Genomic DNA, 24,992 nt, shown 5'->3' with positions numbered 1-24,992 from the left:
GTCTCATCTTAAGTAAGTTGACACAAAATAGACTCATTATATTATTAATTCAAAAAACAAAAGGGAAAAGCGAGCCCAATGAGATTATAATTTAAGCTTTAAATTATCTGTTATACCCCAAATTGAAAAAGGCGAATTTATCCATAAACAAGCACAAAAAAGATATTATATTCAAGTTAGAAGCACTGTTTTAGTATGATTAAAAATTTGGTAACTTAGATTGGAGCAAAACTATCAAAATATATTAAAATCAAATAGAATCAATCCATCAATGACAGATGGTTATGATCGTTATCAAAATGCTTTAGCAGAGAAAATTAACAGGATTTTAAAGCACTAATTTTTGATTTACAAATGCAAAAATACTCAATAAATCAACAAGTTAATTAAAGAATTTATTGAATGTTATAATAATAAAAAGACCACATTTAAGTTTAATGATTAAAACACCTAGTTTTATATATGAAAAAACCAGTGAAATGTTATCCACTGGTTTTAACTAATTTATTATAAAACTGTCCAATCTATTTTAAGACAACTCAATAATATGTTAAATACTATTCTTCTTTTTTAAACTCAGCCATTTTCTTAGCTTCTTTATCACTCATAGTATCATTCATTACAGGAGTTGCAACGAATAATGACGAATAAGTTCCTACTAAGATACCTACTAAAATAGCAAATACGAATCCTTTTACTGAATCTCCTCCGAAGAAGAAAATTGCAAGTAATACTACTAATGTAGTTGCAGATGTATTAATTGTTCTACTTAATGTAGTATTTAATGCTTTATTTACTAATCCTTTAAAATCTGACGATGAGTTATAATCTAAATACTCTCTTACACGGTCAAATACAATTACCGTATCATTTAATGAATATCCAATTACAGTTAAGATTGCTGCAATAAATGCTTGATCTATTTCCATATTGAAAGGTAAAATTGTATAAAAGAAAGAGAATATCCCTAATACAATGATAACATCATGTGCAACAGCAGCAACAGCACCAAGACCAAACTGCCATTTTCTAAACGACATCATTAAGTAAAGGAAAACTACAAATAATGATCCTAAAACAGCCCAAATAGAGTTTGTTTTAATATCTTTTGAAATTGTTCCAGATACTTTAGAAGATTGCATAATTCCGATATTTTTACCATCATAAGAATTCACAAATTTCTCGTAAGTTAAATCTGCTGGTAAATGTTTCTTTAATGCATCAAATAATGTATTTGCTACTTCTTTATCTATTTCTTCACCTTCTTCTTCTACTTTGTATTTTGTAGTAATTTTTAATTGATTGTCATTACCAAAAACTTTAGCTTCAGCACTTCCAAATACAGCTACTAATTCATCTGTAACTTGTGGAGCAGAAACTGCTTTATCAAAACGAACTTGGTATGTTCTTCCTCCTACAAAATCAACTCCTTGATTTAATCCTTTTGTAAATAAAGAAACTAAACTTAATACGATTAATGTACCTGAAATCGCATAAGCAATTTTACGTTTTCCTAAGAAATCAAAGTTTAAGTTTTTAAACCAATTTTTTGTAATTGATGTAGAGAAAGCAATTTTTTCATTTCTACTTAAACTCCAGTCAAGGAATATTCTTGTAATAAATATAGCTGTTATTAATGATGTAATAATACCAATTAATAATGTAGTTGCAAAACCTTTAATTGGTCCTGTACCTAATACAAATAAGATTAATGCAGTTATAAAAGTAGTAACGTTTGCATCTACAATAGACGACATTGCTCCTTTCCATGTATAAGCATAATTAACAGCTTCTTCAACTGTTTTACCTGAATCTAATTCTTCTTTTGCTCTCTCGTATATAATTACGTTTGCATCTACTGCCATACCAATTGTTAATACGATACCTGCAATACCTGGTAATGTTAACACAGCTCCAAAACTTGCTAAGGCACCAAAAATGAATAAGATATTCACTAATAATGCTAAATTAGCATAGAAACCAGCTTTACCATAATATACAACCATCCATAAAAGAACTAAAGAGAAACCAATAATGAATGACAACATACCACTTCTTACAGATTCTTTTCCTAAAGATGGTCCTACTACTTCAGATTGAACGATTTTAGCTTCAGCAGGTAATTTCCCAGCTCTAAGAATGTTTGCTAAATCTTTAGTTTCATTAAGCGTAAAGTTTCCTGAAATTTCAGATTGTCCACCTGAAATAGCTCCTCTACTTACACCTGGTGCAGAATATACAATATTATCTAAAACAATTGCAATAGCATTTCCTTGTTGAGAAACTTTTCCAGTTAATTTTTCCCATTCTTTTGCTCCAGTTCCGTTCATTTGCATTGAAACGGCTGGTTTACCTAATTGATCAAATGTATCTCTAGCATCAACAATAACACCTCCACTAATAGGAGCTTTACCATCTCTACCTCTTTTTAATGCATATAATTCAACAATATCTGGAGTTTTTTCATCTGTTTTTCCCCATACAAATTTAATGTTAGATAAAGCATTTGGTAAATTTGAAACAATATCACTTCTCCTTAAATATCCGCCAATCAAAGCAGTATCAGTAACTTTAGCATATCCTAAAACTGATAACCCTTGTTGTTGAGTAATTTGTAATTTTTCAAATAATGGATTTGATTGAACTTGAGTTGAATCAGCTTTATCCGTTAATAAAGAGTCTATTCCTGTTGAAACTTTATCTTTTACTTCATCTTTAATTGCAACTTCAGTTTTTTTCAATACTTCATTTGCAGAAATTAAATAATTAGCTACTTCTTCTATTTTATAAGTTTCCCAAAACTCTAATTTTGCAGTACCTTGTAATAATTTTTTAATACGATCTACATCTTTTGCACCTGGTAATTCTACTAAAATTCTACCCGAATTTCCTAACATTTGAATGTTTGGTTGCGTAACACCAAATTGGTCAATACGCTTTCTTAAAACTCCAAAAGCACTTTCTACAGATTCAATAACTTTTTGTTTGATAATCGGCTCTATTTGAGCGTTAGTCATATCAAATTTAATTACTTCATCTAGATTTTTATTTCCAAAAATGTCAGAACTTGCTAATTTTAAATTTGCATTATTAGCTTCAATAAAGAAAGCATCAATATAATCTTGATTTCCCTTTTGATTCGTTTTTGCATCATTTAAAGCTTTAACAAATGCTACATTTTTTGAGTCATTTGCTAAACCGCTTAAAATATCTTTTACAGATATTTGAAGAATTACGTTCAATCCACCTTCAAGGTCAAGTCCCTTTTGTAGTTGATTATCTCTCACTTCATTATAGGTTTTCCCTAAGAAAACCGTTTCTTTTCCAATCGAATCTAGATATCTTAATTCTTTTGTGAAATCTCCTTTTGCAAATGTTTTAGCATCTTCACTAATTCCATTAGCTACAAAAGTGAAAGAAAGTTGGTAAATACAAACCAACGCGAAAAGAATTGCGAAAAATTTAATTAGTCCTTTATTCTGCATTATTACTATAAATTAATTATTCTATTTTATAAAAACGGACAAATATATAATTTACAATAGGATTAACCAATTTTATTTCCTAATAAAATTAGTTTTTTTCAATATTAACCTATTGTTGACTATATAAAAAAAACTGTCATTTTATTTGACAGTTTTTTTTATTCCTTTTATATATATTACAAAACTGCTTTTAAGTCTGCATTCATATTACGAACTGCGTCTGCACTCTTAGCAAATAATGCTTTTTCAGTATCATTTAATTGTACGTCTACAATTTCCTCTACTCCATTTTTCCCTATAATACATGGTACTCCAATACAAATATCATTTTGTCCATATTCTCCTTCTAACATTACTGAACAAGGTATCATACGTTTTTGATCGTTTAAAATACTATCTACTAAATAAGCTACTGATGCTCCAGGTGCATACCACGCTGATGTTCCTAACAAACCTGTTAATGTTGCACCACCTACCATTGTAGAAGCTGCTACTTTGTCTAATTCTTCTTGTGATAAGAAGTTTGAAACTGGAGAACCATTATAAGATGCTAATCTTGTTAAAGGAATCATTGTTGTATCACCATGACCACCTATAACCATTCCTTGTACATCATTTCCTGGTTTTTGTAATGCTTGAGATAAAAAGTATTTAAAACGAGAGCTATCCAAAGCTCCTCCCATACCTATTACTCTATTCTTTGGCAAACCTGTTGCTTTTAATGTTAAATAAGTCATAGTATCCATTGGGTTAGAAACCACAACAATAATTGCATTAGGTGAGTGAGTTAATACATTTTCCGCAACTGATTTTACAATTCCAGCATTAATTCCTATTAATTCTTCACGAGTCATTCCTGGTTTTCTAGGAATACCCGAAGTAATTACTACTACATCACTCCCTGCTGTTTTTGAATAATCATTTGTACTTCCTGAAACTTTTGTATTAAAAACTGTAGTTGTAGCACATTGCATGATATCCATTGCTTTTCCTTCTGCAAATCCTTCTTTGATATCTAATAATACTACTTCACTTGCAATTCCTCTATATGAAATTACATCTGCACATGTTGCACCTACATTTCCTGCACCTACTATAGTTACTTTCATTTTATTTTTTTTGTATGTTGTTATTTACTATTTTTATTAACTCTCGCAAATTTACCAAAAGCAAATGAACTTTGCAAAGCAAGTTTGTTATATAATTTTAGCTAAAAGATGAAAGTTCAACAAAACTTAACTCTTTTATTTTATATCCTTTTTTTAAGCAGTTAGGCACCTTATATAAGATGCCTAACTGTTATTTATTTATAGCTATACTAAACATCAATTTTAGCATAAGCTGCATTTTTCTCAATAAACTCTCTACGAGGAGGAACTTCATCTCCCATTAACATTGAAAACACTCTATCCGCCTCAGATAAACTATCTATTGTTACTTGGCGTAGTGTTCTAAAATCTGGATTAAGAGTTGTATCCCATAACTGTTCAGCATTCATCTCTCCAAGACCTTTATACCTCTGAATGTTTACACCTCCACCCATTTGCATTGCAATTTTATCACGTTGATTATCATTCCAAGCATATTCTTTTTTATTTCCTTTTTTCACTAAGTACAAAGGTGGTGCAGCAATATATACGTGTCCTCCTTCAATCAATTCTTTCATATATCTGAAGAAGAATGTTAGGATAAGTGTTGAGATATGACTACCGTCGACATCGGCATCACACATGATTACTACTTTATGATATCTTAATTTTGAAAGATTTAAAGCTTTACTATCTTCTTCTGTACCAACAGTTACGCCTAATGCAGTAAAAATATTACGAATTTCTTCATTTTCAAAGACTTTATGCTGCATTGCTTTTTCAACGTTCAAAATCTTACCTCTTAATGGCAAAATAGCTTGAAACATCCTATCTCGCCCTTGTTTTGCAGTACCACCTGCCGAATCTCCCTCAACAAGGAAAATTTCACATTTTGCAGGATCTTGTTCAGAACAATCAGAAAGTTTCCCTGGTAAACCTCCACCGCCCATAACGGTTTTACGTTGTACCATTTCTCTAGCTTTTTTAGCTGCATGACGTGCTTGAGCTGCTAAAATTACTTTTTGAACAATAATTTTTGCATCATTAGGATTCTCTTCCAAATAATTTTCAAGCATTTCTGCTACTGCCTGAGAAACAGGAGAAACAACTTCTCTATTTCCTAATTTTGTTTTAGTTTGACCTTCAAATTGAGGTTCTTGTATTTTTACAGAAATAATAGCCGTTAAACCTTCACGGAAATCATCACCTGATATTTCAAACTTTAATTTATCTAATAACCCAGAAGCATCTGCATATTTTTTCAAAGTTCGGGTTAATCCCATACGAAAACCTTGTAAATGCGTTCCTCCTTCGTGAGTATTAATATTATTTACATAAGAAAAGATATTTTCATTATAACTTTCATTATAAATTAAAGCGACCTCAACAGGGATTTCTCCTTTATCATTTTCCATGCTAATAACATGACTAATGATTGGCACTCTATTGCCATCTAAAAATTTAACGAATTCTTTTAATCCTTCTTTAGAATGAAAAATTTCTGATATAAAGTTTCCTTCTTTATCTTTATTTCTCTTATCTGTTAATGTAATTGTAATCCCTTTATTCAAAAACGATAACTCTCGCATACGAGCTGCTAAAGTATCATAAGAGTATTCTAATGTTTGAGTAAAAATTGTAGCATCTGGTTTAAATGTAACCATTGTACCTCTTTTCTCTGTTGTTCCAATTTGTTTAACAGGATATAAAGATTTTCCTTTTTCATATTCTTGTTCCCAAATTTTCCCGTCTCTATATACAGTTGCTCTTAGATTATCAGACAATGCATTTACACATGATACACCTACACCATGAAGTCCTCCAGAAACTTTATATGAATCTTTATCAAACTTACCTCCTGCTCCAATTTTAGTCATTACAACTTCCAAAGCAGAGATTCCTTCTTTCTTATGAATATCTACAGGAATACCACGACCATTATCTTCAACCGAAATAGAATTATCTTCATTTATAAATACAGATATAGTATCACAATGTCCAGCTAAAGCTTCATCAATTGAATTATCAACAACTTCATATACTAAATGATGTAAACCTCTAACTCCAGTATCTCCAATATACATAGAAGGTCGCATTCTAACATGCTCCATTCCTTCTAAAGCCTGAATACTGTCGGCTGAATAATTGTTTTTCTTTACTTCTTCACTCATATTTTAATTCTTAAAAAAGACTGGTTATTATTAAACAGACAAATATAACCATTATATAAAAATTTATCTTCCTTTAGTTTTGTTTTTAGGCATAAGTTATTAACAAATGTTGAAAATTTTCATTTTAAGAGGGTTTTAAGCGATTAAAAATAAAAAAACGTCAACCAATATAGCTGACGTTTCAAAAACAAATCATATTCAAAATTTTAAACTATTTCTTTTTCTTTTGCAATTTCAATATCTGCTTGTACATGTGCTGCATTTGCTCTACCACTTGGGTCTTGATTTTCTTGCCATTTTGGAATCCATTTTCTTACTGTTTGCGCAGCACTTTCCTGTGGAAAATGTTTATGAAAAATGGTTCTATAATAAAAAGCTTCTTTACTTGTAGGCGTATTATATGGAAATAAATCTTTAGCTTTTGCAAATTCTACATCAGATACTTGTGTTGTACAATATTCTATTAATTGATCTATCCAATTATACCCAACTCCATCAGAGAATTGTTCTTTTTGTCTCCATAAAACTTCATCTGGTAAATAAGGTTGTTCTTTTGTATCAAATGCTTTTCTTAATATATATTTTTCAATTCCTTTATATCTTTTCGGTTGTTTTTCTTCTGGTTTAATTTTTATTGCCAATTCTAAAAACTCTTTATCTAAAAATGGCACACGTGCTTCTAATCCATGAGCCATTGTCGATTTATCGGCTCTTAATAAATCGGCTGTAAATAATTTTTGAACTCTTTCAATTGTTTCCTTTTGAAAATCTTCTGAAGATGGAGCATTTCTAAAATACAAATACCCTCCAAATATTTCATCTGCTCCTTCACCAGACAATACCATTTTAATTCCTAAATCGGTAATCTTTTTAGACATAAAATACATTGGCGTACTTGCCCTAATAGAAGTAACATCATAAGTTTCTAAGTGCCAAATAAGGTTCTCAATATTTTTAATTCCTTCTTCAATTGAAAAATATACTTCATGATGTTCTGTTCCTAAAAATTCAGCAACTTTTCTTGCTGCAACTAAATCTGGAGCATTTTCATCTAAACCAATTGAGAATGAATGAAGCGTTTGCGAATCTCCCAACAATCGTTTTGCAATTGAAGATGTCAATGATGAATCTAATCCTCCTGAAAGTAAAACTCCAAATGGAACATCTGCCATTAATCTTTTACGAACTGCTTCTGTTAGTGTTTCCTTGATTGCTGTATAGTCTAATTCTTCTACTGCTTTTAAATCGTCTTCCCATTCAGGTTTATAATATTTTACAAAACCTGTTTTATTTGTATAATAGTGTCCTGGTGGAAAAGTGGAAAATGTTTTACATTGATCAGCTATTGATTTCATTTCACTTGCAAAATAGTATCTTCCCCTTTCATCAATACCATAATATAATGGTTTAATTCCTAATGGATCTCTTCCTACTATAAAATCATCTCCATCTACCACTACAAAAGCAAACATTCCATCTAAATAGTCGCAAAAGTCATATCCAAATTCTTCATATAAATGAACAATTACTTCTGAATCTGAAGTTGTTCTAAAAGTGTGATGTTTCAAGACCGTTTCTCTTAAAGCACTATGATTATAAATTTCACCATTATGCACCATCCAAGCAGATGATGTACCTTGAATAGGTTGTTTCCCTGTATGCAAGTCTACAATTGATAATCTTTCATGTGAAAGTATATGTCCGTTTTCCGTAACATGAATATCACTTTCATCTGGTCCACGATGACTCATTCGCTTTGATAATTGTTGCACTAAAGCTTCTTCTTTTCCTTTTCCTATAATGGCTAAAATTCCACACATAACTTTATAATTTATTTTTAATACTTTATTTCTGTTTCATTAACAAAGCAAATTTGAGCATTTAAGTACTAAATATAAATCATAAACTTAATTTTAATTACAAATTATAACCAAAATATCTAAATTATAATTAAAATTTAAACTGAAATGATAAAAACACATGGTATTGGTTACAAATCATAAAAAAACCACTTGTAAAGTGGTTTTTAATTATTCTATTTTTACAATTTTATGGTTTGTTTTATTAAAAGTGAAGGTTTCTTCCTTTTTTTTCCCTTTCATTTCTTTTCCTAATGGTGAATGTAAAGACAATGCTATTATTTCTTTTCCATCAACTTCAATCTTTGGTAAAGCTAAACTTATAAAGAAAATAAATTTATCTGTGTAAATTAAGCTTCCTAAGCCAATGTATTTATTTACAAGGGTAATATCAATATTTTCTAATATACTTTTTTGATCTAAAACTTCTTTCAGGTTGTGATTTAATTTTTCTTGCTCTAAATGCATCATAGACAGAGCTGTTTCATGCTTATCGCCTGCTGAACCTTTTGCATCATTTTGAGCGTCTTCTGCCAAATCAGCAATTCTATTACGAAGTGTTTTTATTTTTTCTTCTAATAAATTACAATAATGATTGTACATTTTTTGTTTAAGGTTCATATTTATAAATTAGCTTTTAAAAACACTCTCAAATTCTGACAAAAAATCGTTCTTATTCTCTTTTTTACGACTAACAACTATAACTTGTTTACTTTTCAATTCTAAAAATCAAATTTATAATTAGCTCCTAAAAGCACTTGAACACCTTGTACTGGAAAGTTTGTCCAACGATTATATTGTTGATTTGCTAAATTATTTCCTCTTAAAAACGCAGTTAATCTGTCATTATATTTATATCCGACATGAGCATTTAAATCAAAATAACTATCTAAAGTTACATCTTGTGGTTGAAATTCTGGAGGAAAAACTGCCGCTAAGCTCTGAACTGAAACTCTATCTTTTCGTTCTCCCACAAAAAATACATTTACACCGGCATACCATTTTTCATTAATATCAAAATCTAATGTTGTTCCTACTTTCAACTGTGGTAAATTCCATGCTTCTGATTCTTCGTCTGTTGTATAATTATTATAAGTTCCATTAATTCCTAATGATACATTTTTAGAAAAATCGGCTTTAATTTCTCCAAAAAAACTTGCTATTTTAACATTATCATACACTACTTTGAAAGAGTTTCCATATGTATAGCCTTCTGTATTTGCATTCTGAAAAACGTATTCATTACTCATAAATAGAGGTTTATTATCTTCATTATTAAATGATCCTCTTATATTAAAAGCTACAGCATTAGCTAATTTCCCTTTTAATCCTACATAAATATCATATTTATTATCTGTTGGTGCAACAAAAAGTGTTGGAGAAACAAAAGGACTTTGATCTACAAAATCAGCATACGAATTTTGATTTAAACCACCTTCGGCTCCAGCATATCCTATTAATACATCACCAACAATTTTATAAGATGCTTTTACATTTGGATAAACAAACAATTTACTATCACTTTCACCATTTATTTTTCCTGTTGTATAAAATATTCCTGCTCCAAGCTGTACTGATAAATCGTCTTGTTGATATAAGATGCTTGGCTTAGTTCCGAAGATAACATTGCTATATTTAATTTCATTTGAAGCAGTATAATCTTTTTCAAATTTACCACCTACATAATCTAATATAAAATTTGCTTTTATTTTTTGATTTACGACATCAAAATCAAAATTTGGCTTCACATAAAAACGGTTTTCTCCTGAACCAAATCCGTCAGAAAATCGTTTAAAGAGTAAACTCGCTTCATTAAAAAAGCTGTTTTCTAAATTTAATTTTCCACCTAAAGCAATAGTGTTGTAAGATTGTTTTGGATCTATTTCTTTTATTGTTGCTTCATCAAAAACGATATTCTTTGTTGGTAAACCATACCAATTATAAATTTGGTTTTTAACACCTAAATCTACATTCCAACTCAAGTCTCGTTCACGTGTTCCATAGGTAACATCTAAGCTTGTATTATAATATTTATCGTCTAATACTAAGTCTTTTATTCCTCCTTGAGAAGATAAATGACGTAACATTCCTCCTACATAACTATTTCTCCCAAAATTTTCTGTCACAAATAATTCTGCATTTACTGCTGAATAGTTCCCAAATCCTAGTGTTGCATAATTACGAAATATTTTCTCTCTTTCTACTTTATCTACAGATGCTGCTTTTCCTTTTGCCGGTGTGAAAGTTGAAGCTACTGGAAATGAGAAAATATTATATTGAATTGTTTCTTTGTTCATACTTTCATCGTCTTCCATTACTGGTGTTTCTTTTACTTTAAAAGCATCAGATATTGTTGGAGTATATGGTTTAACAATATTTACTACTTCAGAACCTATATTTTCGTCTTTTACCTGTGAGAAAGATATTTGTGTTACTAAAGTAAAGATTGCTAGTGATAAATATATTTTGACTTTGTTCATATTTATTATTTTTAGATAAAAGAAAATAGAATATATTCTAAATTTTTCTTTTTATTCTTTTTTATATTTTATACTAATTAGTTACTGATGAATTTGTTTTAGACACTTCAGTTTTAATTTTATTTAATTCTGTTTTAGCTTCCTCTACAACATCTGGATAATCTGAGAAATTCTTAATTACACTTTCCAAAATATAAGTTGCTTGAAAACTGTCTTTTAATCCATAAAAATTCTTAGCCATTATCACTAATCCTTTTGCTCCGTAATATTTATATCCTGAATAATCTTTTGCGATTTTCTGAACTACTTTATTTGAAGCTTCAAATTTTTCTTCTTTATTTTTGAAATATGCATCATAATATAGCGCTTCTGCTGCTAATTCTCCTTTTGCAATTTTTAATAAATCAGCATAAGCTTGTTTTGCCTTAACTTCGTCATTTGTTTTAATTGCTGAACGTGCTACAATAATTTGAGCATCACTTTTAATTCTATCATCAATTTTGTCATTTGCTAACACTTTATCTGCATAAACAACAGCACTTGTATAATCTTCTTTTTCATAATACGATTTCATCAAATTAGATTGTGCATACGTTTTATTTTGAGGAAAATCGGCTTCATTTTCTAAACGCTTTAAAACAGGAATTGCTTTATCATAATCGTTTGTTTTTAAATGTACTTGACATAAACGTGCTAAAGCTTGCTCTGTAAACTCGTTTCTTGACTGATTTACAACATATTCATAATGTTTAATTGAATTAGATTCTAACTTATCTGCAAAGTATAATTGAGCTAAATAGAAGTTTGCTTTTAATGCATGAATTCCATTAGGAAATTTAGCAACATAACTACTAAATCCAGAAATAGCTTGTTTTGCATTGTTCATTAAATATTGTTTTTCAGCAGATTCGTAAGTTGTATTATCTAAATCGGCATTTGAAACTTCAACAAAGCTTAATGTTTTAACCCAATTTGAATATTCATCTACTTTTCCACTATCTACATAAATTAATCTAGCCGTAGAAACTGCTTCTAATGATTCTGGACTTCCTGGATATTCGGCAGCTACTTTTTTAAACTTCGTTAATGCTTGATCACTTTTATTATTATTGTAATAAATTAACCCTTGTTTTAAAATTGCTTTTGCTACATAAGAACTTGTTTTATAATTAGTAATTAATTTATCGTAAGTGGCAACTGCTTTAGATTCATTATTTTCATTTACATAAGTATTTCCCAATTCGTAAAATGCATCATCCGCATATTGCGAGTTTGGATACGTTTTTACAAATTTTTCTAAATCTTCTATTTTTCTATCGTTTCTATCTACAAATCCGTAACTAATTCCCTTTTGAAAGGCCGCATAATCTGAATTAACACTTTTTAATTCAATCGTTTTATTATAAGCTTCCATTGCAGGCCAATATTTAGCTGAAATAAAATTACAGTCTCCTAAACGAAGATAAGCATCTGTTTTTCTCACATTATCGTTCATTACCTCAGCGGTAAAATCTGTAAAGTGCTTTATAGCATTGTCATATTCTTTTAACTTGAAGTATGAATAAGCTAAGTTATAATTCACATTTTTATATTCTGGTGTAGATGCTGCTTCATTATAGTTCATGAACTGTTTAAAACTTAGCATTGCTTCTTTATATTGATCTAAATTATATTCTGTTTCAGCTTTCCAAAAAGTAGCACGCGCTGTAAATTTTGAATCTTTATTTTCCGAAATGGATTTTTTAAATAATGAATATGCTTCTTGATAATTACTGTCTGTGTACAATTCTAATCCTCTATAAAAAGTTACTTTTTGATATGCTAACTTATTTTCTGGTGATTTATTTTTTTCTAATAAGACTAGTGCTTCTGCATAATTTTTTGATGTAATGTAAGAACTAATTAATAATGTATTAATCTCCTCTTTATTAGAATTGTTAGGGTATTTATCTAAATAAGCATTTAAAATTTCAGGAACAGATTGATATGGATTTCCTATTTCATAACTCAATTTAGCATAATTTAAACAAGCATCTTCTTGAATTTTAGGCTCAAACTCCATTTCTGATGCCGTTTTGAATGCATTTAAAGCTTGTTGTTTTTTACCTGTTTCTAAATAACTTTCAGCTAAATGATAATAAGCATTTTGGGCTACAAAATCATTTCCATTAATAATCTTATTAAACTGAGCAATTGCATTTTCATAATCTTTTTGCTGATAATAAGCATATCCCAATTGATAATAATCTGTATTATTCCATTTTCCTTTTTTCCCTTTATATTCTAACAAATAAGGTAATGCTTTATCATATTGCTTTAAATTAAAATAACTTTCACCTATAATCTTAGATAATTCGCTTTTTTCAATTGCATTTGACTTAGGAATTTGCTCTTGACCTAAATCTATTGCTTTTTGAAAATTCCCTAATTTGAAATTCATATCGGCTTGAAAATAGCCCATTTTCTCTTTATACTTATCTTTATCTTGTACTTGATCAAAATATTGATTCGCAGTATTATAATCATCTGTTTCATAAGACATATAACCTAAATAGTATTTAGCTTGACTACCAAATGTTTTAGAGTTTAATACTTTATTGAAATATTTTGATGCTTCAGTGGTGTTTTTTGCTGTAAAATAAGAATATCCTTTTTGAAAATTATATTTTTCTTGATCTTCGTAAGACATTGAACTTTCATTTACTTTATCAAACCATTCTAATGATTTAGCATAGCTACCTTGCTCAAAGTAATAGTGAGCTACTTCAATATAGGCTTGGTTTTGTTTTGTACTTGTAGGGTAATCTTCTACAAATTTTTCAATTAAGTCATCTGCTCCCATTTGATTTAATCGAATAGCACAATTCGCAATATAATAGGCACAATCAGCTTGTACTTCCTGATTTGAGACTTCTTTTTTAACTCTTTCAAATAAAATTTGAGCGGATTGATATTGTTTATCCTTATACAATGCGACAGCTCTATCATACTCTTTCAAATCGTGTGTATAAATTGAAGATTGTTGAGCTGAAACCATTAATGGACTAACAAATAAAAAGAATAAGGAAAGTTTCAGTATTTTTATCATTTTTGCTTGTATTTTATTGACCTCAAATATAAAGTTTATTACAACTATAAACGAAGCTAGTTAACATATTATTGTACTTTTTTTAAACATTTTTATAAACGATAATAATATTTTCGATTGAAATTAGTTTTTAATTTTGAAAGCGTGCCCTAAGTTATTACTTTTACACAATTAAACTTTAGTAAACTATGTCTCAAACAATTCTTTCATTAAAAGAAATTACAGTATTTCAAGAGAAAAATCCTATACTAACAGATGTTAACTTAGAGGTTACAAATGGAGATTTTATATATCTAATAGGAAAAACTGGAGCAGGAAAAAGTAGTTTTTTAAAGACATTATATGCTGATTTATTTTTGACAGAAGGAGAAGGAAACATTGTAGGATATGATTTAAGAAATTTAAAAGAAAAAGATATTCCTTATTTGAGAAGAAAACTAGGAGTTGTTTTTCAAGACTTTAAATTACTACCTGATAGAAATGTTAAGCAAAATCTTTTATTTGTTTTAAAAGCTACAGGTTGGACTGCAACTGAAGAGATGAACGTTAAAATTGATGAAGTTTTAGACAAGGTAGGTATGAAAAATTATCAATCAAAAATGCCTCATCAACTTTCGGGTGGAGAACAACAACGAATTGCTATTGCAAGGGCTTTACTAAATGATCCTGAATTAATTTTAGCCGATGAGCCTACTGGAAATTTAGACCCTCAAACAAGTGTAGAAGTTATGGAAGTGCTTCGAAAAATAAATAGTACTGGAAAAACTATAATTATGGCAACACATGATTATGCTTTGTTATTAAAATTTCCTGCAAAAACACTAAAATTTGACGGTGGAAAAGTTTTTGAAGTAGTACAAAGAACGGTTTAATGCTATCGATATTAATCCCTACATACAATTACAATACTTTTCCTTTAGTTGAGGAATTAAAAAAACAAGCTGATTTATTATTTATAAATTATGAGATTTTAGTTCAAGACGATGGAAGTCATTTATTTTCAATAGAAAATTCTAAAATAAATAATTTAGATAATTGTTCTTTTGATATTAACAAAAAAAACTTAGGCAGAACAACAAATAGAAATATTTTGGCAAAAAAAGCAAAATATGATTTACTATTGTTCCTTGATGCTGACGTAATACCAAATAAAAGTAATTTCATATCACTCTATTTAGAGCAAGCTTTTGCAAAAGAACAAGTAATCTTTGGAGGTTATATTTATTCTGATAAAAAACCTGATTCTTCCATCATACTTCGTTACAAATATGGAAAAGAAAGAGAAGAAAAAAAGGCTTCTATTCGAAATTTAAAGCCCTATTCCAACGTATTATCTGGAAATATGCTAATAAATAAACAAGTGTTTTTTGAATGTAATTTTAATTCTGAAGAGAATTTATATGGTATGGATATTTATTTTGGCTACCAGTTATTTATTAAAAAAATCCCAATTATACATATCGATAATCCAATTATACATCAAGGATTAGAAATAAACATTGTCTTTTTTAAAAAAGCATTAGAAAGCGTTGAAAGTAGAAAAACACATTTAGTTAATAAAAATGGAATTGAAGAAATAAATCCTCTCTTAAAGCATTATAAAAAAATAGACAACTTAAAGCTCACCAAAATTGTAAGCATTCTTTTTATTTTATTCAAAAAACAGTTAGAAAAAAAAATTGTAAATATTAATCCAAATTTATTTTACTTTGATTTATACCGATTAGGATATATTTGTTATTTAAAATCTAAATAATGCCAATAATTTCCGTAATAATTCCTTTATATAACAAAAGTAAGTCTATATCTAATACTTTAAATTCGGTATTGAGACAATCTTTTAGTGATTTTGAAATAATTATTATAAATGATGGTTCAACTGATAATAGTGTTGATATTATCAAAAAAAAAAATGATGAAAGAATAAAAATTATTAATCAAAAGAACAAAGGTGTTTCTTTTGCTAGAAATATTGGAATTGAAAAATCAAATGGAGATTACATTTTATTCCTTGATGCTGATGATTATTTATATCCAAATCATATTGAACAACTTATGTTTCTTATTAATAAAAAGAAGCATTTAAAAGTATTCACTTCTTTAATTGAAGTAGAAACTAAAAACGGAATTTTTAATGGTAACTATTCCATAAAGAAAAAGAATGATGATTACTCTGAAATAGATTTTTTTGAATCAAGTTTAAAGAAGACGATATTGACTATTTCAAATAGTATTTTTAAAAAAGAAATTTTTGAAACTATTGGAAATTTTAACACTAATTATAGTAATGGAGAAGATACTGATCTTTTTATTAGAATAGGATTTAAATATCGAATAGGATTATTACAAAAATACACCTCAATATATAAATACACTGAAAACAGCTTAACAACTAAAAAGTTTTCAATGCAGAACCGTTGTGATTATAGTGCTTATGTATCTTTAGAACAAATTCATCCAAATGCAAAAAAAATGATTGATATTAATCGATATTCTTTAGCAATAAAATGTAAATTAATAGGAGATTTAAAATCATTTCATCAAATTTCATCAAACATTAATATCAAAAATCTTAATAAGAGACAAGTCTTTTTATTAAATTCTCCAAAAGTTATATTAATTATTTTAATCAATATAAAAAATGGTTTAGAATTTTTAAATATTAAAACATCATCTTTTTGACTTTAGAAATTCATCATAATCTCTTATATAGTCAGCTTCATCAAATACATCAGAAGAGATAACAAGACAAACTGCTCCAGAAGAAAAATTAGTTAATTCTCTCCAAACACCAGCATCTATTTTTAACCCTAGTATAGGATTATTCAACGTAATCTCTTCTTTTATTGATCCATTATCCAAAATAACATTAAAACTTCCACTTAAAGCTATTAAAAATTCTTGTTGTACTATATGCGAGTGTCCTCCTCTATATGTACCACTTGGAACATCAAAAAGATAATAAATACGTTTAAAAGTAAAAGGTAGAGCATCTTTCTCTATTATGGCCAAATTACCTCTAGGATCGCTAATCTTAGGTATTTTTATTAAATTAACTAATTCCTTATTCATATTTTTTATCTAAATTATTCTTTAAAATCATCTTATAATCTATTATACCTTTACTTCCTACCTTAAATTTATAAAAAAAACTTTTAAACAGAATTTTCTTTTTACGGACTAAGAAAAAAATAAATTTAATGAGGAAAAAATAAGACAAGTAACCATAAACCTTACAAAATCCTCCCATTTTTGCATATAATAATCTATCAGAATTTATATCATCACTAGATGAAAAGCTTTTATGTTCAACAATTGTGAATGGAAAAAAAACAACATCGACAGATTTATACATGCAATTTCTTAGAAAAAAAAATGTTTCGGAATCTTCAAATTTTGCACCTAAGCCAAATAGTTCATTATAAAAGCAATTTTTACTTTTTATCTCTTTTCGTAAAAAAGAAACTTCTATTGACAATACTTTTCTTATACTTCTATAATTTAATTTTTTTATCTTCTTCGGGTAATTACTATATAATATTCCTTCATCTGTTTCTGTTTGGAAACAATGAATAGATGATTTATAGTTATTAAAGGAGAATAAAATCATGCTTATAAAATCATGCTTATAAACTACATCATCATCACATATAACAACTATATCTTTAGAAGCTTTCTCTAAAGATAAATTTCTACTTTTTGACAATCCAACTTCAAAGGAATTTATAATCTTTATATTATCAAAATCTGATTTAAGTAGTTTTTCAGGCGAAGTTTGATTAACAATTAAAATTGATAAACTTTCAACTTCACAATTACCAAACATAATTCTTAAGAAATCGAGATTTGTTCGATTCATTGTTGCAATCAAAATTTGAATGTCGGTTTCTCGATAAATTTTATTCAATTGTATTATATTTACACAAATGTAGGAAAAAGTATAACGTATAAATAACAAAATTCTAATATTTCAAAATGAATATCCTTCTACTTGGTGAATACAGTAATCTTCATAATTCTTTAAAAGAAGGATTAATAGCAAAAGGACATAAAGTAAAAATATTAGGCACAGGAGATCATTTTAAAAAATATAATATTGATTATTCTATATATCCTTATTTTTTCAATCGATTTTGGATATTTAAAAAAATAAAACATATTTTTCACATTTTCTTCAAAGTTGATTTAAGTGAATTTGAAACAGCAATTCGTTTTTATTACTTGTTAACAAAATTAAATAATTTCGACCATGTTCAATTAATTAATTCTAATGCAATAGAAACTTTTCCATTTTGTAGTCAATTTTTATACAAAAAATTATTTAAAAAAGTAAAAAAGAGAAGTCTTTTAGTTTGTGGAGATGAAACACCTGTAATAGATTATTTATTAAAAAAAGAATTAAAATATTCTATTCTAACCCCTTATTTTAAAGATCCTACTAAAAAAGATAAATTTCATTACTCTTTAAAATATAGTAAAAATAATTATCGTAAAGTATTCAATTGGTTAATACAAAATTGTCAAGTCTTAATTTGTTCTGATATTGATTATAAAATTCCAATGGAAAAAATGAATTATACTATAAATTTTATTCCAAATCCAATTAACACTGATAGAATTCAATATATAAATTTAGAAAATAGAGAGAAGACAATTATCTTTCTAGGTATTAATAGAGGAAATTATATAAAAAAAGGAATCATTTATTTTGAAAAAGCTTTAAAGATTGTAAAACAAAAATATAAAGATAAAATAGAAATTATAATTTCAGAAGACCTTCCTTATAATGAATATATTGAAAAATATAATTCCGCTCATATTTTATTAGATCAAGTATATGCTTACGACCAGGGTTATAATGCACTAGAGGCAATGGCCAAAGGAAAAATTGTTTTTACAGGAGCTGAAACTGAATTTTTAAATTTTTACAACTTAGACGAAGATGAAGTATGTATCAATGCATTACCATGTGAAAAAAACATTTCAAACAAACTATCATTATTAATTGAGAATCCTGAAAAAATGATTAGAATTTCGAAAAATGCTAGACACTTTATAAACAAAGAACATAACTATAAACTTATTGCTGATCGTTATTTAAATATCTTTAACTCTATAAATTAAACCAACCTAATTTTTTAAAACACCATTTTTGGATAGTGTCTTTTTTAAGAACCAATTATTCTGTTTAAAAAATAACAAAACAACTATAATTATTATAAATTCGAAAGGAAAACTATACCTGTCATTTGTTCCATAAGTTACTATTGCTTGTAAAACAGAAGTTGAAAAAACAATAACACTAAGTATTAATTCTGTAGTAATCATTTTAGTATTAAAAAAATTTAAAACATGGAATATTAATAGAAAGAAAAAGAAGAGTTCAAAAAGAATTAGAATTCCATACTGGATATACCAAATACCAATAAAAATTTTATTTGCATATTTAAAATTAAAATTATCATAATTCCAATACATTGCAGGTTTCCAGAAATCAAGCCAAGATCTACATACAACTTGATAAATATATTCTTTTGGGTTTTCTTTTATAGCAACTTTCGCAAATTTTCCTAATTCAAATGATAATTCATGAAATGTTATATTATATTTTTTATAAGCATCATCTTCATACGCAAACCATATTGACATTGCTACATCTTTATTCTCTCTTATGGCCATTTCTCTGTATTCAACATAGGGTTTTGAAATCCAGTCCCATTCACTAGGCGTATTTTCTGCAAAATAAACACAAGTTTGAGCATTAGTCAATCCATAATATGATGTAGGTGCAAAATATCCAGTATTAATTTTATTGACGTAGCACCATCCAAAATAAGAGATTAATGAACAAGAAACTAATATTAGACCGTAAAAAAAACGTTTAAATGTAAATCTCTGCATTAGAACAAACAAAGTAAATAGAAAAGATAAATAAGCATAGAAAGGCTTAACGAGCACTAAAAAACCAAATAAAAAACTTAGATAAAAGTAATTTCTAAATGTAAATTTATTAAAAGATCCTTTAGAAAAGTGATAAATAATCAATGTAATAAAAAATAAAACTAAAGTTTCTACTAAAATAGAAGTCTCGAAGAAAAAAACATTTAAGAAACTACTAATAAAAATAGTAATTATGAAACTATGTTTAATTGAAAAATTTAAATTTATAATTGTTCTATACCACAAAACTGTTGATATTAATCCTAATATAAATTGAAATAAAACAACAATATGTAAGTTTTGATTCGCTAACGAAATTAAAATTGGATATCCTGGAGAACGTAATCCATGATATCCTTCTAAACTTAAAGATGAAATTATTTTAGCTAATTCAGTATAACCCTCAGTATCAGTATATATTGAAATTGAAGTGTAAAAAACTAGAAAAATCATTAATCTTAATAAAGCACCAATAATCAATATATTTCTAATTGGTTTTTTTATCAAAAAATTTATAAATTTATTTATTTCAATCTTCATTTTCTTTATTAATTATTTTATCAATTATAAAAAGAGGTCTATTCTGTACTTGTTTAAAAATTCTTAATACATATTCGCCAATAATTCCTAAAGACAATAATTGCACACCACTGAATAAGATAATAGCTAAAATTGTCGCTGTAAATCCTTGAGGAATATCATTAAAAAATATCTTTCTATATAAATTATACAGAAAATATACTAATGAAATTAGAATACTTAAAACACCTAATCTTGTTATAAAGCGTATTGGAAAGTCACTAAAATTAAATATTCCTTTAAAGGCTAATTCAAACAATTTCTTCCATGTGTATTTTGTTTCTCCTGCAAATCTTTCGTCTCTTTCATATTCAAATGCAATTTGTTTAAATCCTATCCAAGCTCTCATTCCTCTAAAATAAACATCTTTTTCAGGCATCTTATTAAAACTATCTACAACTCTCCTACTTAACATAGAAAAGTCTCCTGAATCAATAGGTATATTAAAATTAGAGATTTTTCGTTGCAATCTGTAATACAACTTATACATAATCCTTTTTAAAAAAGATTCTTTTCTTTTTTTTCTAACTGCATAAATTACATCATTCCCTTTTTTTAGTAAATCATAAAAATCAGATATTAATTCTGGTGGATCTTGCAAATCTCCATCTATAATCATTATTCCACTTTTAGCATTACAAACACTTAATCCTGCTGAAACCGCATATTGATGCCCAAAATTTCGAGAGAGAAGTACTCCTATAAAACGGCTATCTTGTTTACAAATCTCTTCAATTAAAAATGCAGTATTATCAAAACTTCCATCATCTATTAAATAAACATTACAAGAAAATTTGACTTTATCAATAGTCTTTTTTATTCTTTCTATTAATATGCTAAAAACCTGTTCTTCATTATAGAGAGGTACAAGTATAGAAATATCTACAATATTATCTTTTCTCATTTAATTGTGTATTAATTTGAAGATATTTTTTAAAGAAAAAAACTAAAACTATAAAGTAAATAAAATATGTTATTGCATAAGAAATTACTGCTCCTTCAACTCTAAATAAACGAATACAAAAATAACTTGATATTATTAGAATTACTAACGAAAAAAATTCAATTATAAAATAAGGTTTAATCATCTTTTTAGCGAAAAATTGAATTCCTAATATTAATGATAAAGATCGAAATAAATCTCCTAATAATTGCCAAATAAAAAGTTTATTAACTGGTAAAAAATCACTAGTCAGTAACAATTTTACTATACAATTTCTCGTAAAAAAAATAAAAATCAAACCTAAAGTAAAAATTGGAATAATATGCTTATAATATTGTATAAAAATACTTTTAGTTTCTTTTACTGTTTCTGCTTTTGATAATTCTGGAAGAAAATACAAGTTAATCAATGTCGTTATAAATATCATATAAAATCCTGATATCCTGTTCATAGACTCATAATAGCCCGCTGCTTCCAAAGAATCAAATTGAATTATATATTTTCGAATATTTATATATATTATTGGTACAATAACCGCAGAAAACAATGTCATCATCCCTAATGGCAGAATTTTATAGATTAATTCTATTTTAAACTTTTTGAAATTTAGTATACGCTTAATTGAAATTTCCTTACTAAAAAAATACAGTGTTATAAAAAACACGATTATTGACAAAATAGAAACTGAAAACAATGCTCCTAAAACTTTGAAATTCCACATTAGATATACTGAAAGTATTACTCCTATCAAATATGTTAATATTGTTAATATAATTACTTTTTTATAAGTTCTTAGTCCGTTTAAAATTATGATTAGTACCGTATTTATAATTTGAAAAGGTAATAGAATTGCTAAAATCTGAATAACAATACTATATTCTATCGTATTAAACAAATAATTACTGATTTTGTTTGAAAATACAAATATTACAATCCCAATAATGGTACCTAAAAAGAAGACAAAATACAAAATAGTCGTTATAAGAGGATAAATTTCCTCCCTATCATTTGATTTTTCAGCTACAGTTTTTATTATTCCATTATTTAAACCTAATATGCCTATTGATTCTATAGAACTAATAAAATTTCTAAAATTCCCCATCAAAGCCATTCCTGACGCTCCTATAAAATAAGCAATTGCCTTTGAAGAAATTATTCCTGTCAATACTCTAATAAAGATACTGATGCTATTTAAAGATGCAACTTTTATTAACTGATTACTAAATATTTTTTTTAAAAGAAACAAACTAATAAGAATTTAAAATTAAAACTATTCTATCTATTTCACCACAATTTAAACCAGAATTCAAAGGAATACTTAAAACTTCATTATGAATTTTCTCTGAAATAGGGAAACTCATATTATTCATATACTTTAAAGCTTCTTGTTTATGTGGAGCTATAGGATAATGAATCATGGTTTCAATTTTATTTTCTTTTAAATATTTGGCTAACCTATCTCTATTTTTTGTTCGAATAACAAACAAATGAAAAACATGATTTTCACTTTCATTCCAAAAAGGAAGAATTATTTCATTATTTTTAATTTCTGAAAGATACCGTTTTGCTATATGCCTTCTTTTTTCGTTTTCATTATCTAAATGAGCTAATTTCACATTTAAAAATGAAGCTTGTAATTCATCAAGCCTAGAATTTGTTCCTATTCTTTCATTTTCATACTTTACTTTAGAACCATAATTTCGCATAGAAAAAAGCACTTCTGCCAATACATTATCATTGGTTGTAATTGCTCCTGCATCACCTAAAGCTCCTAAATTTTTTCCTGGATAAAAACTAAATCCAGCAGCATTTGCTAAGTTTCCTGCTTTCTTACTTTCTAAAATAGCTCCATGTGCTTGTGCTGCATCTTCTATAACTAACAAATTATTTTTTTTTGCAATTTTATTTATCTGATTCATTTCGGCTAATTGTCCATATAAATGAACAGCTAAAATGGCTTTTGTCCTATTAGTTATTTTTGTCTGAATTAAATCTGGATTCAAATTGTAGGTTTCCAATTTAGGTTCTACTAAAACAGGTATTAAATCGGCTTGAAGAATTGCTAAAATACTAGCAATATAGGTATTAGATGGAATAATAACCTCATCTCCTTTTTGTAATTTTCCTAATTGAATATACGCTTTAAAAATCAATACTAAAGCATCTAATCCATTTCCTACACCTATACAATATTTTGTTCCACAATAAGTTGCAAAATTAGATTCGAATGATTTCACTTCATTTCCAAGAATGTACCAGCCTGAATCTAAGAATTGCTTCATTTTTTCTTGAAATGCAATCTCAAAAGGTTTGTTTAATTTATGTAAATCAAGGAATTTTATCATAATTTAATTTTATATGTATCTTGATTAAACAGAGAACATCCTAATTCTTCTTTTTGCATTAATAAGCCTTCATTATACCCTAAATCATTAGTTTCAGTACATGTTCCCATATCAAAAAAATCAAATTCTTCTTTATATTTTTCTATAAGTTTAAAATATAGAAAATCTAAGGCTCTTAGTTTTTCTCCTAATAAAGTTGTTGCTCCATATTGCGATTTTAATACCTTTTCAAACTTAAAAATAGTAAGTCCTGCTATTATTTCACCTTCATAGAAAACGTTATATTGGAAAATATTATTTGGAAACTTATTTGCTAAATATTGTATTTCTTCAATACTATGTACTGGTTTGGTATTGTGTTTCTCTTTTAATCTTGGTATTAAAACTTCATTCCAAAAAGTGGAAAAATCACCTGTTGATTCTACTTCTAAATTTAATTTTAAATTTTTTCTATAATGTTTTAATTTGCTTTTAGAAATTCTAAAATCGTCTTTAAATGGTATACATAAATTTAATTCTCTTTTCATCAAAACAGCATTTTTCTTGAAAAAAGAAAACAGATACTCTTCCGATTTATTAATTTGATAAAAAATATTAATTGGTTTATATACCAACTCATCAAATTCATTTTGTTTCAAAAAAGTAAAAATGGAATTAAAATAAGAATCAACTTCGTTGTATTTAACAAACTTTTCTAATACTAATCCTCCATAAGTTAGTCCTTGATGTGAATAAAGAATATTTCCTACTCTGTTTGCAGGTAAAATTGCTTTCAAATTATCTTTTTTATCAAAAATTAAAAGTGAATAATCCTCAAATCTATCACTATGATATTCCATATAATCTCTATGAAATAGAAATGTAGCATTTTTAGCATCTGAAATAAAATTATTCCAAACGTTATAATAACCCTTTGTGTATTTATTAACGGAATATGTTTTCAAAAAAATGGAATTAGTCCCGAAAATTACTAATTTTTTAACTGTTGTATAGTCTATCTGTAACTTTTTATCA

At 27.3% G+C, this 24,992-nt stretch carries 18 protein-coding genes; 4 read left to right on the top strand and 14 right to left on the bottom strand.

The features are described from left to right. Positions 1–557: 557 nt before the first annotated feature. The 7 genes from secDF to LXD69_RS12030 all read right to left on the bottom strand — a co-directional run bounded on the left by secDF (position 558) and on the right by LXD69_RS12030 (position 14,171). On the bottom strand, positions 558–3,485 hold the full coding sequence (secDF, locus tag LXD69_RS12060; protein WP_246915607.1) for a protein translocase subunit SecDF: 2,928 nt from the start codon (positions 3,483–3,485) through the stop codon (positions 558–560). 176 nt (positions 3,486–3,661) lie between these two features. Further along, the gene (gene mdh / locus LXD69_RS12055) at positions 3,662–4,594 is read right to left on the bottom strand and encodes a malate dehydrogenase (protein WP_045966371.1); all 933 of its coding nucleotides are present in this window, start codon (positions 4,592–4,594) and stop codon (positions 3,662–3,664) included. 209 nt (positions 4,595–4,803) lie between these two features. Then, a complete protein-coding gene (gene gyrB, locus LXD69_RS12050) occupies positions 4,804–6,744 on the bottom strand; it encodes a DNA topoisomerase (ATP-hydrolyzing) subunit B (protein WP_045966369.1) in 1,941 nt (646 codons plus the stop codon). Between the two features lie 206 nt (positions 6,745–6,950). Beyond that, complete coding sequence (asnB, locus tag LXD69_RS12045; protein WP_246915606.1) at positions 6,951–8,564, bottom strand: asparagine synthase B; 1,614 nt, start codon at positions 8,562–8,564, stop codon at positions 6,951–6,953. Between the two features lie 210 nt (positions 8,565–8,774). After that, positions 8,775–9,224 carry a hypothetical protein gene (locus tag LXD69_RS12040; RefSeq protein WP_246915605.1) on the bottom strand — a complete coding sequence of 150 codons (450 nt, stop codon included), beginning with the start codon at positions 9,222–9,224 and terminating at the stop codon, positions 8,775–8,777. A gap of 101 nt (positions 9,225–9,325) precedes the next feature. Next, positions 9,326–11,083 carry a porin family protein gene (locus LXD69_RS12035; RefSeq protein ID WP_246915604.1) on the bottom strand — a complete coding sequence of 586 codons (1,758 nt, stop codon included), beginning with the start codon at positions 11,081–11,083 and terminating at the stop codon, positions 9,326–9,328. Positions 11,084–11,156: 73 nt separating this feature from the next. Beyond that, positions 11,157–14,171 carry a tetratricopeptide repeat protein gene (locus LXD69_RS12030; RefSeq protein WP_246915603.1) on the bottom strand — a complete coding sequence of 1,005 codons (3,015 nt, stop codon included), beginning with the start codon at positions 14,169–14,171 and terminating at the stop codon, positions 11,157–11,159. A gap of 188 nt (positions 14,172–14,359) precedes the next feature. Here LXD69_RS12030 and LXD69_RS12025 point away from each other — a divergent pair, with 188 nt between their 5' ends. The 3 genes from LXD69_RS12025 to LXD69_RS12015 are packed head-to-tail and all read left to right on the top strand — an operon-like array spanning position 14,360 to position 16,853. Further along, complete coding sequence (locus LXD69_RS12025; protein WP_246915602.1) at positions 14,360–15,043, top strand: cell division ATP-binding protein FtsE; 684 nt, start codon at positions 14,360–14,362, stop codon at positions 15,041–15,043. Beyond that, a complete protein-coding gene (locus LXD69_RS12020) occupies positions 15,043–15,927 on the top strand; it encodes a glycosyltransferase family 2 protein (protein ID WP_246915601.1) in 885 nt (294 codons plus the stop codon). Before LXD69_RS12025 ends, LXD69_RS12020 begins: the two co-directional genes overlap by 1 nt. Then, positions 15,927–16,853, top strand: coding sequence for a glycosyltransferase family 2 protein (locus LXD69_RS12015; protein ID WP_246915600.1), 927 nt, complete (start codon positions 15,927–15,929; stop codon positions 16,851–16,853). Before LXD69_RS12020 ends, LXD69_RS12015 begins: the two co-directional genes overlap by 1 nt. Here LXD69_RS12015 and LXD69_RS12010 read toward each other — a convergent pair. Both LXD69_RS12010 and LXD69_RS12005 read right to left on the bottom strand, forming a co-directional pair. After that, a complete protein-coding gene (locus tag LXD69_RS12010; protein WP_246915599.1) occupies positions 16,842–17,243 on the bottom strand; it encodes a sugar 3,4-ketoisomerase in 402 nt (133 codons plus the stop codon). The two genes, LXD69_RS12015 and LXD69_RS12010, sit on opposite strands and share 12 nt — an antisense overlap. Next, the gene (locus tag LXD69_RS12005; RefSeq protein ID WP_246915598.1) at positions 17,236–18,078 is read right to left on the bottom strand and encodes a glycosyltransferase family 2 protein; all 843 of its coding nucleotides are present in this window, start codon (positions 18,076–18,078) and stop codon (positions 17,236–17,238) included. The genes LXD69_RS12010 and LXD69_RS12005 overlap by 8 nt, the downstream gene beginning before the upstream one ends. A gap of 68 nt (positions 18,079–18,146) precedes the next feature. On the opposite strand from LXD69_RS12005, the gene LXD69_RS12000 reads away from it, so the two are divergent. After that, complete coding sequence (locus LXD69_RS12000) at positions 18,147–19,295, top strand: glycosyltransferase family protein (protein WP_246915597.1); 1,149 nt, start codon at positions 18,147–18,149, stop codon at positions 19,293–19,295. A 6-nt stretch (positions 19,296–19,301) separates the two neighbouring features. Here LXD69_RS12000 and LXD69_RS11995 read toward each other — a convergent pair whose 3' ends face one another. From LXD69_RS11995 to LXD69_RS11975, 5 genes are read right to left on the bottom strand one after another with little or no spacing between them, the layout of a single operon-like run. Further along, positions 19,302–20,651, bottom strand: a complete 1,350-nt coding sequence (locus tag LXD69_RS11995; RefSeq protein ID WP_246915596.1) for a hypothetical protein — start codon at positions 20,649–20,651, stop codon at positions 19,302–19,304. Beyond that, positions 20,641–21,594 (bottom strand): glycosyltransferase family 2 protein, encoded by a 954-nt coding sequence (locus LXD69_RS11990; protein WP_246915595.1) that lies wholly within the window; start codon positions 21,592–21,594, stop codon positions 20,641–20,643. Before LXD69_RS11990 ends, LXD69_RS11995 begins: the two co-directional genes overlap by 11 nt. Then, entirely contained in the window at positions 21,581–22,879 is a 1,299-nt protein-coding gene (locus LXD69_RS11985) for an O-antigen translocase (RefSeq protein ID WP_246915594.1), read from the bottom strand. Before LXD69_RS11985 ends, LXD69_RS11990 begins: the two co-directional genes overlap by 14 nt. Position 22,880: 1 nt before the next feature. Further along, the gene (locus LXD69_RS11980; RefSeq protein WP_246915593.1) at positions 22,881–23,978 is read right to left on the bottom strand and encodes a DegT/DnrJ/EryC1/StrS family aminotransferase; all 1,098 of its coding nucleotides are present in this window, start codon (positions 23,976–23,978) and stop codon (positions 22,881–22,883) included. After that, positions 23,975–24,922 carry a FemAB family protein gene (locus LXD69_RS11975; protein ID WP_246915592.1) on the bottom strand — a complete coding sequence of 316 codons (948 nt, stop codon included), beginning with the start codon at positions 24,920–24,922 and terminating at the stop codon, positions 23,975–23,977. The genes LXD69_RS11980 and LXD69_RS11975 overlap by 4 nt, the downstream gene beginning before the upstream one ends. Between the last annotated feature and the right edge of the window lie 70 nt (positions 24,923–24,992).

Source organism: Flavobacterium sediminilitoris (assembly GCF_023008245.1).
GTDB classification, from domain to species: Bacteria; Bacteroidota; Bacteroidia; order Flavobacteriales; family Flavobacteriaceae; genus Flavobacterium; species Flavobacterium sediminilitoris.
This window is presented reverse-complemented; position numbering and strand designations above follow the sequence as displayed.

Excerpts from the sequence above, each read along its gene's own strand:
- secDF (WP_246915607.1), bottom strand. The coding sequence starts at position 3,485 with ATGCAGAATAAAGGACTAATTAAATTTTTCGCAATTCTTTTCGCGTTG.
- mdh (WP_045966371.1), bottom strand. The coding sequence starts at position 4,594 with ATGAAAGTAACTATAGTAGGTGCAGGAAATGTAGGTGCAACATGTGCA.
- gyrB (WP_045966369.1), bottom strand. The coding sequence starts at position 6,744 with ATGAGTGAAGAAGTAAAGAAAAACAATTATTCAGCCGACAGTATTCAG.
- asnB (WP_246915606.1), bottom strand. The coding sequence starts at position 8,564 with ATGTGTGGAATTTTAGCCATTATAGGAAAAGGAAAAGAAGAAGCTTTA.
- LXD69_RS12040 (WP_246915605.1), bottom strand. The coding sequence starts at position 9,224 with ATGAACCTTAAACAAAAAATGTACAATCATTATTGTAATTTATTAGAA.
- LXD69_RS12035 (WP_246915604.1), bottom strand. The coding sequence starts at position 11,083 with ATGAACAAAGTCAAAATATATTTATCACTAGCAATCTTTACTTTAGTA.
- LXD69_RS12030 (WP_246915603.1), bottom strand. The coding sequence starts at position 14,171 with ATGATAAAAATACTGAAACTTTCCTTATTCTTTTTATTTGTTAGTCCA.
- LXD69_RS12025 (WP_246915602.1), top strand. The coding sequence starts at position 14,360 with ATGTCTCAAACAATTCTTTCATTAAAAGAAATTACAGTATTTCAAGAG.
- LXD69_RS12020 (WP_246915601.1), top strand. The coding sequence starts at position 15,043 with ATGCTATCGATATTAATCCCTACATACAATTACAATACTTTTCCTTTA.
- LXD69_RS12015 (WP_246915600.1), top strand. The coding sequence starts at position 15,927 with ATGCCAATAATTTCCGTAATAATTCCTTTATATAACAAAAGTAAGTCT.
- LXD69_RS12010 (WP_246915599.1), bottom strand. The coding sequence starts at position 17,243 with ATGAATAAGGAATTAGTTAATTTAATAAAAATACCTAAGATTAGCGAT.
- LXD69_RS12000 (WP_246915597.1), top strand. The coding sequence starts at position 18,147 with ATGAATATCCTTCTACTTGGTGAATACAGTAATCTTCATAATTCTTTA.
- LXD69_RS11995 (WP_246915596.1), bottom strand. The coding sequence starts at position 20,651 with ATGAAGATTGAAATAAATAAATTTATAAATTTTTTGATAAAAAAACCA.
- LXD69_RS11990 (WP_246915595.1), bottom strand. The coding sequence starts at position 21,594 with ATGAGAAAAGATAATATTGTAGATATTTCTATACTTGTACCTCTCTAT.
- LXD69_RS11980 (WP_246915593.1), bottom strand. The coding sequence starts at position 23,978 with ATGATAAAATTCCTTGATTTACATAAATTAAACAAACCTTTTGAGATT.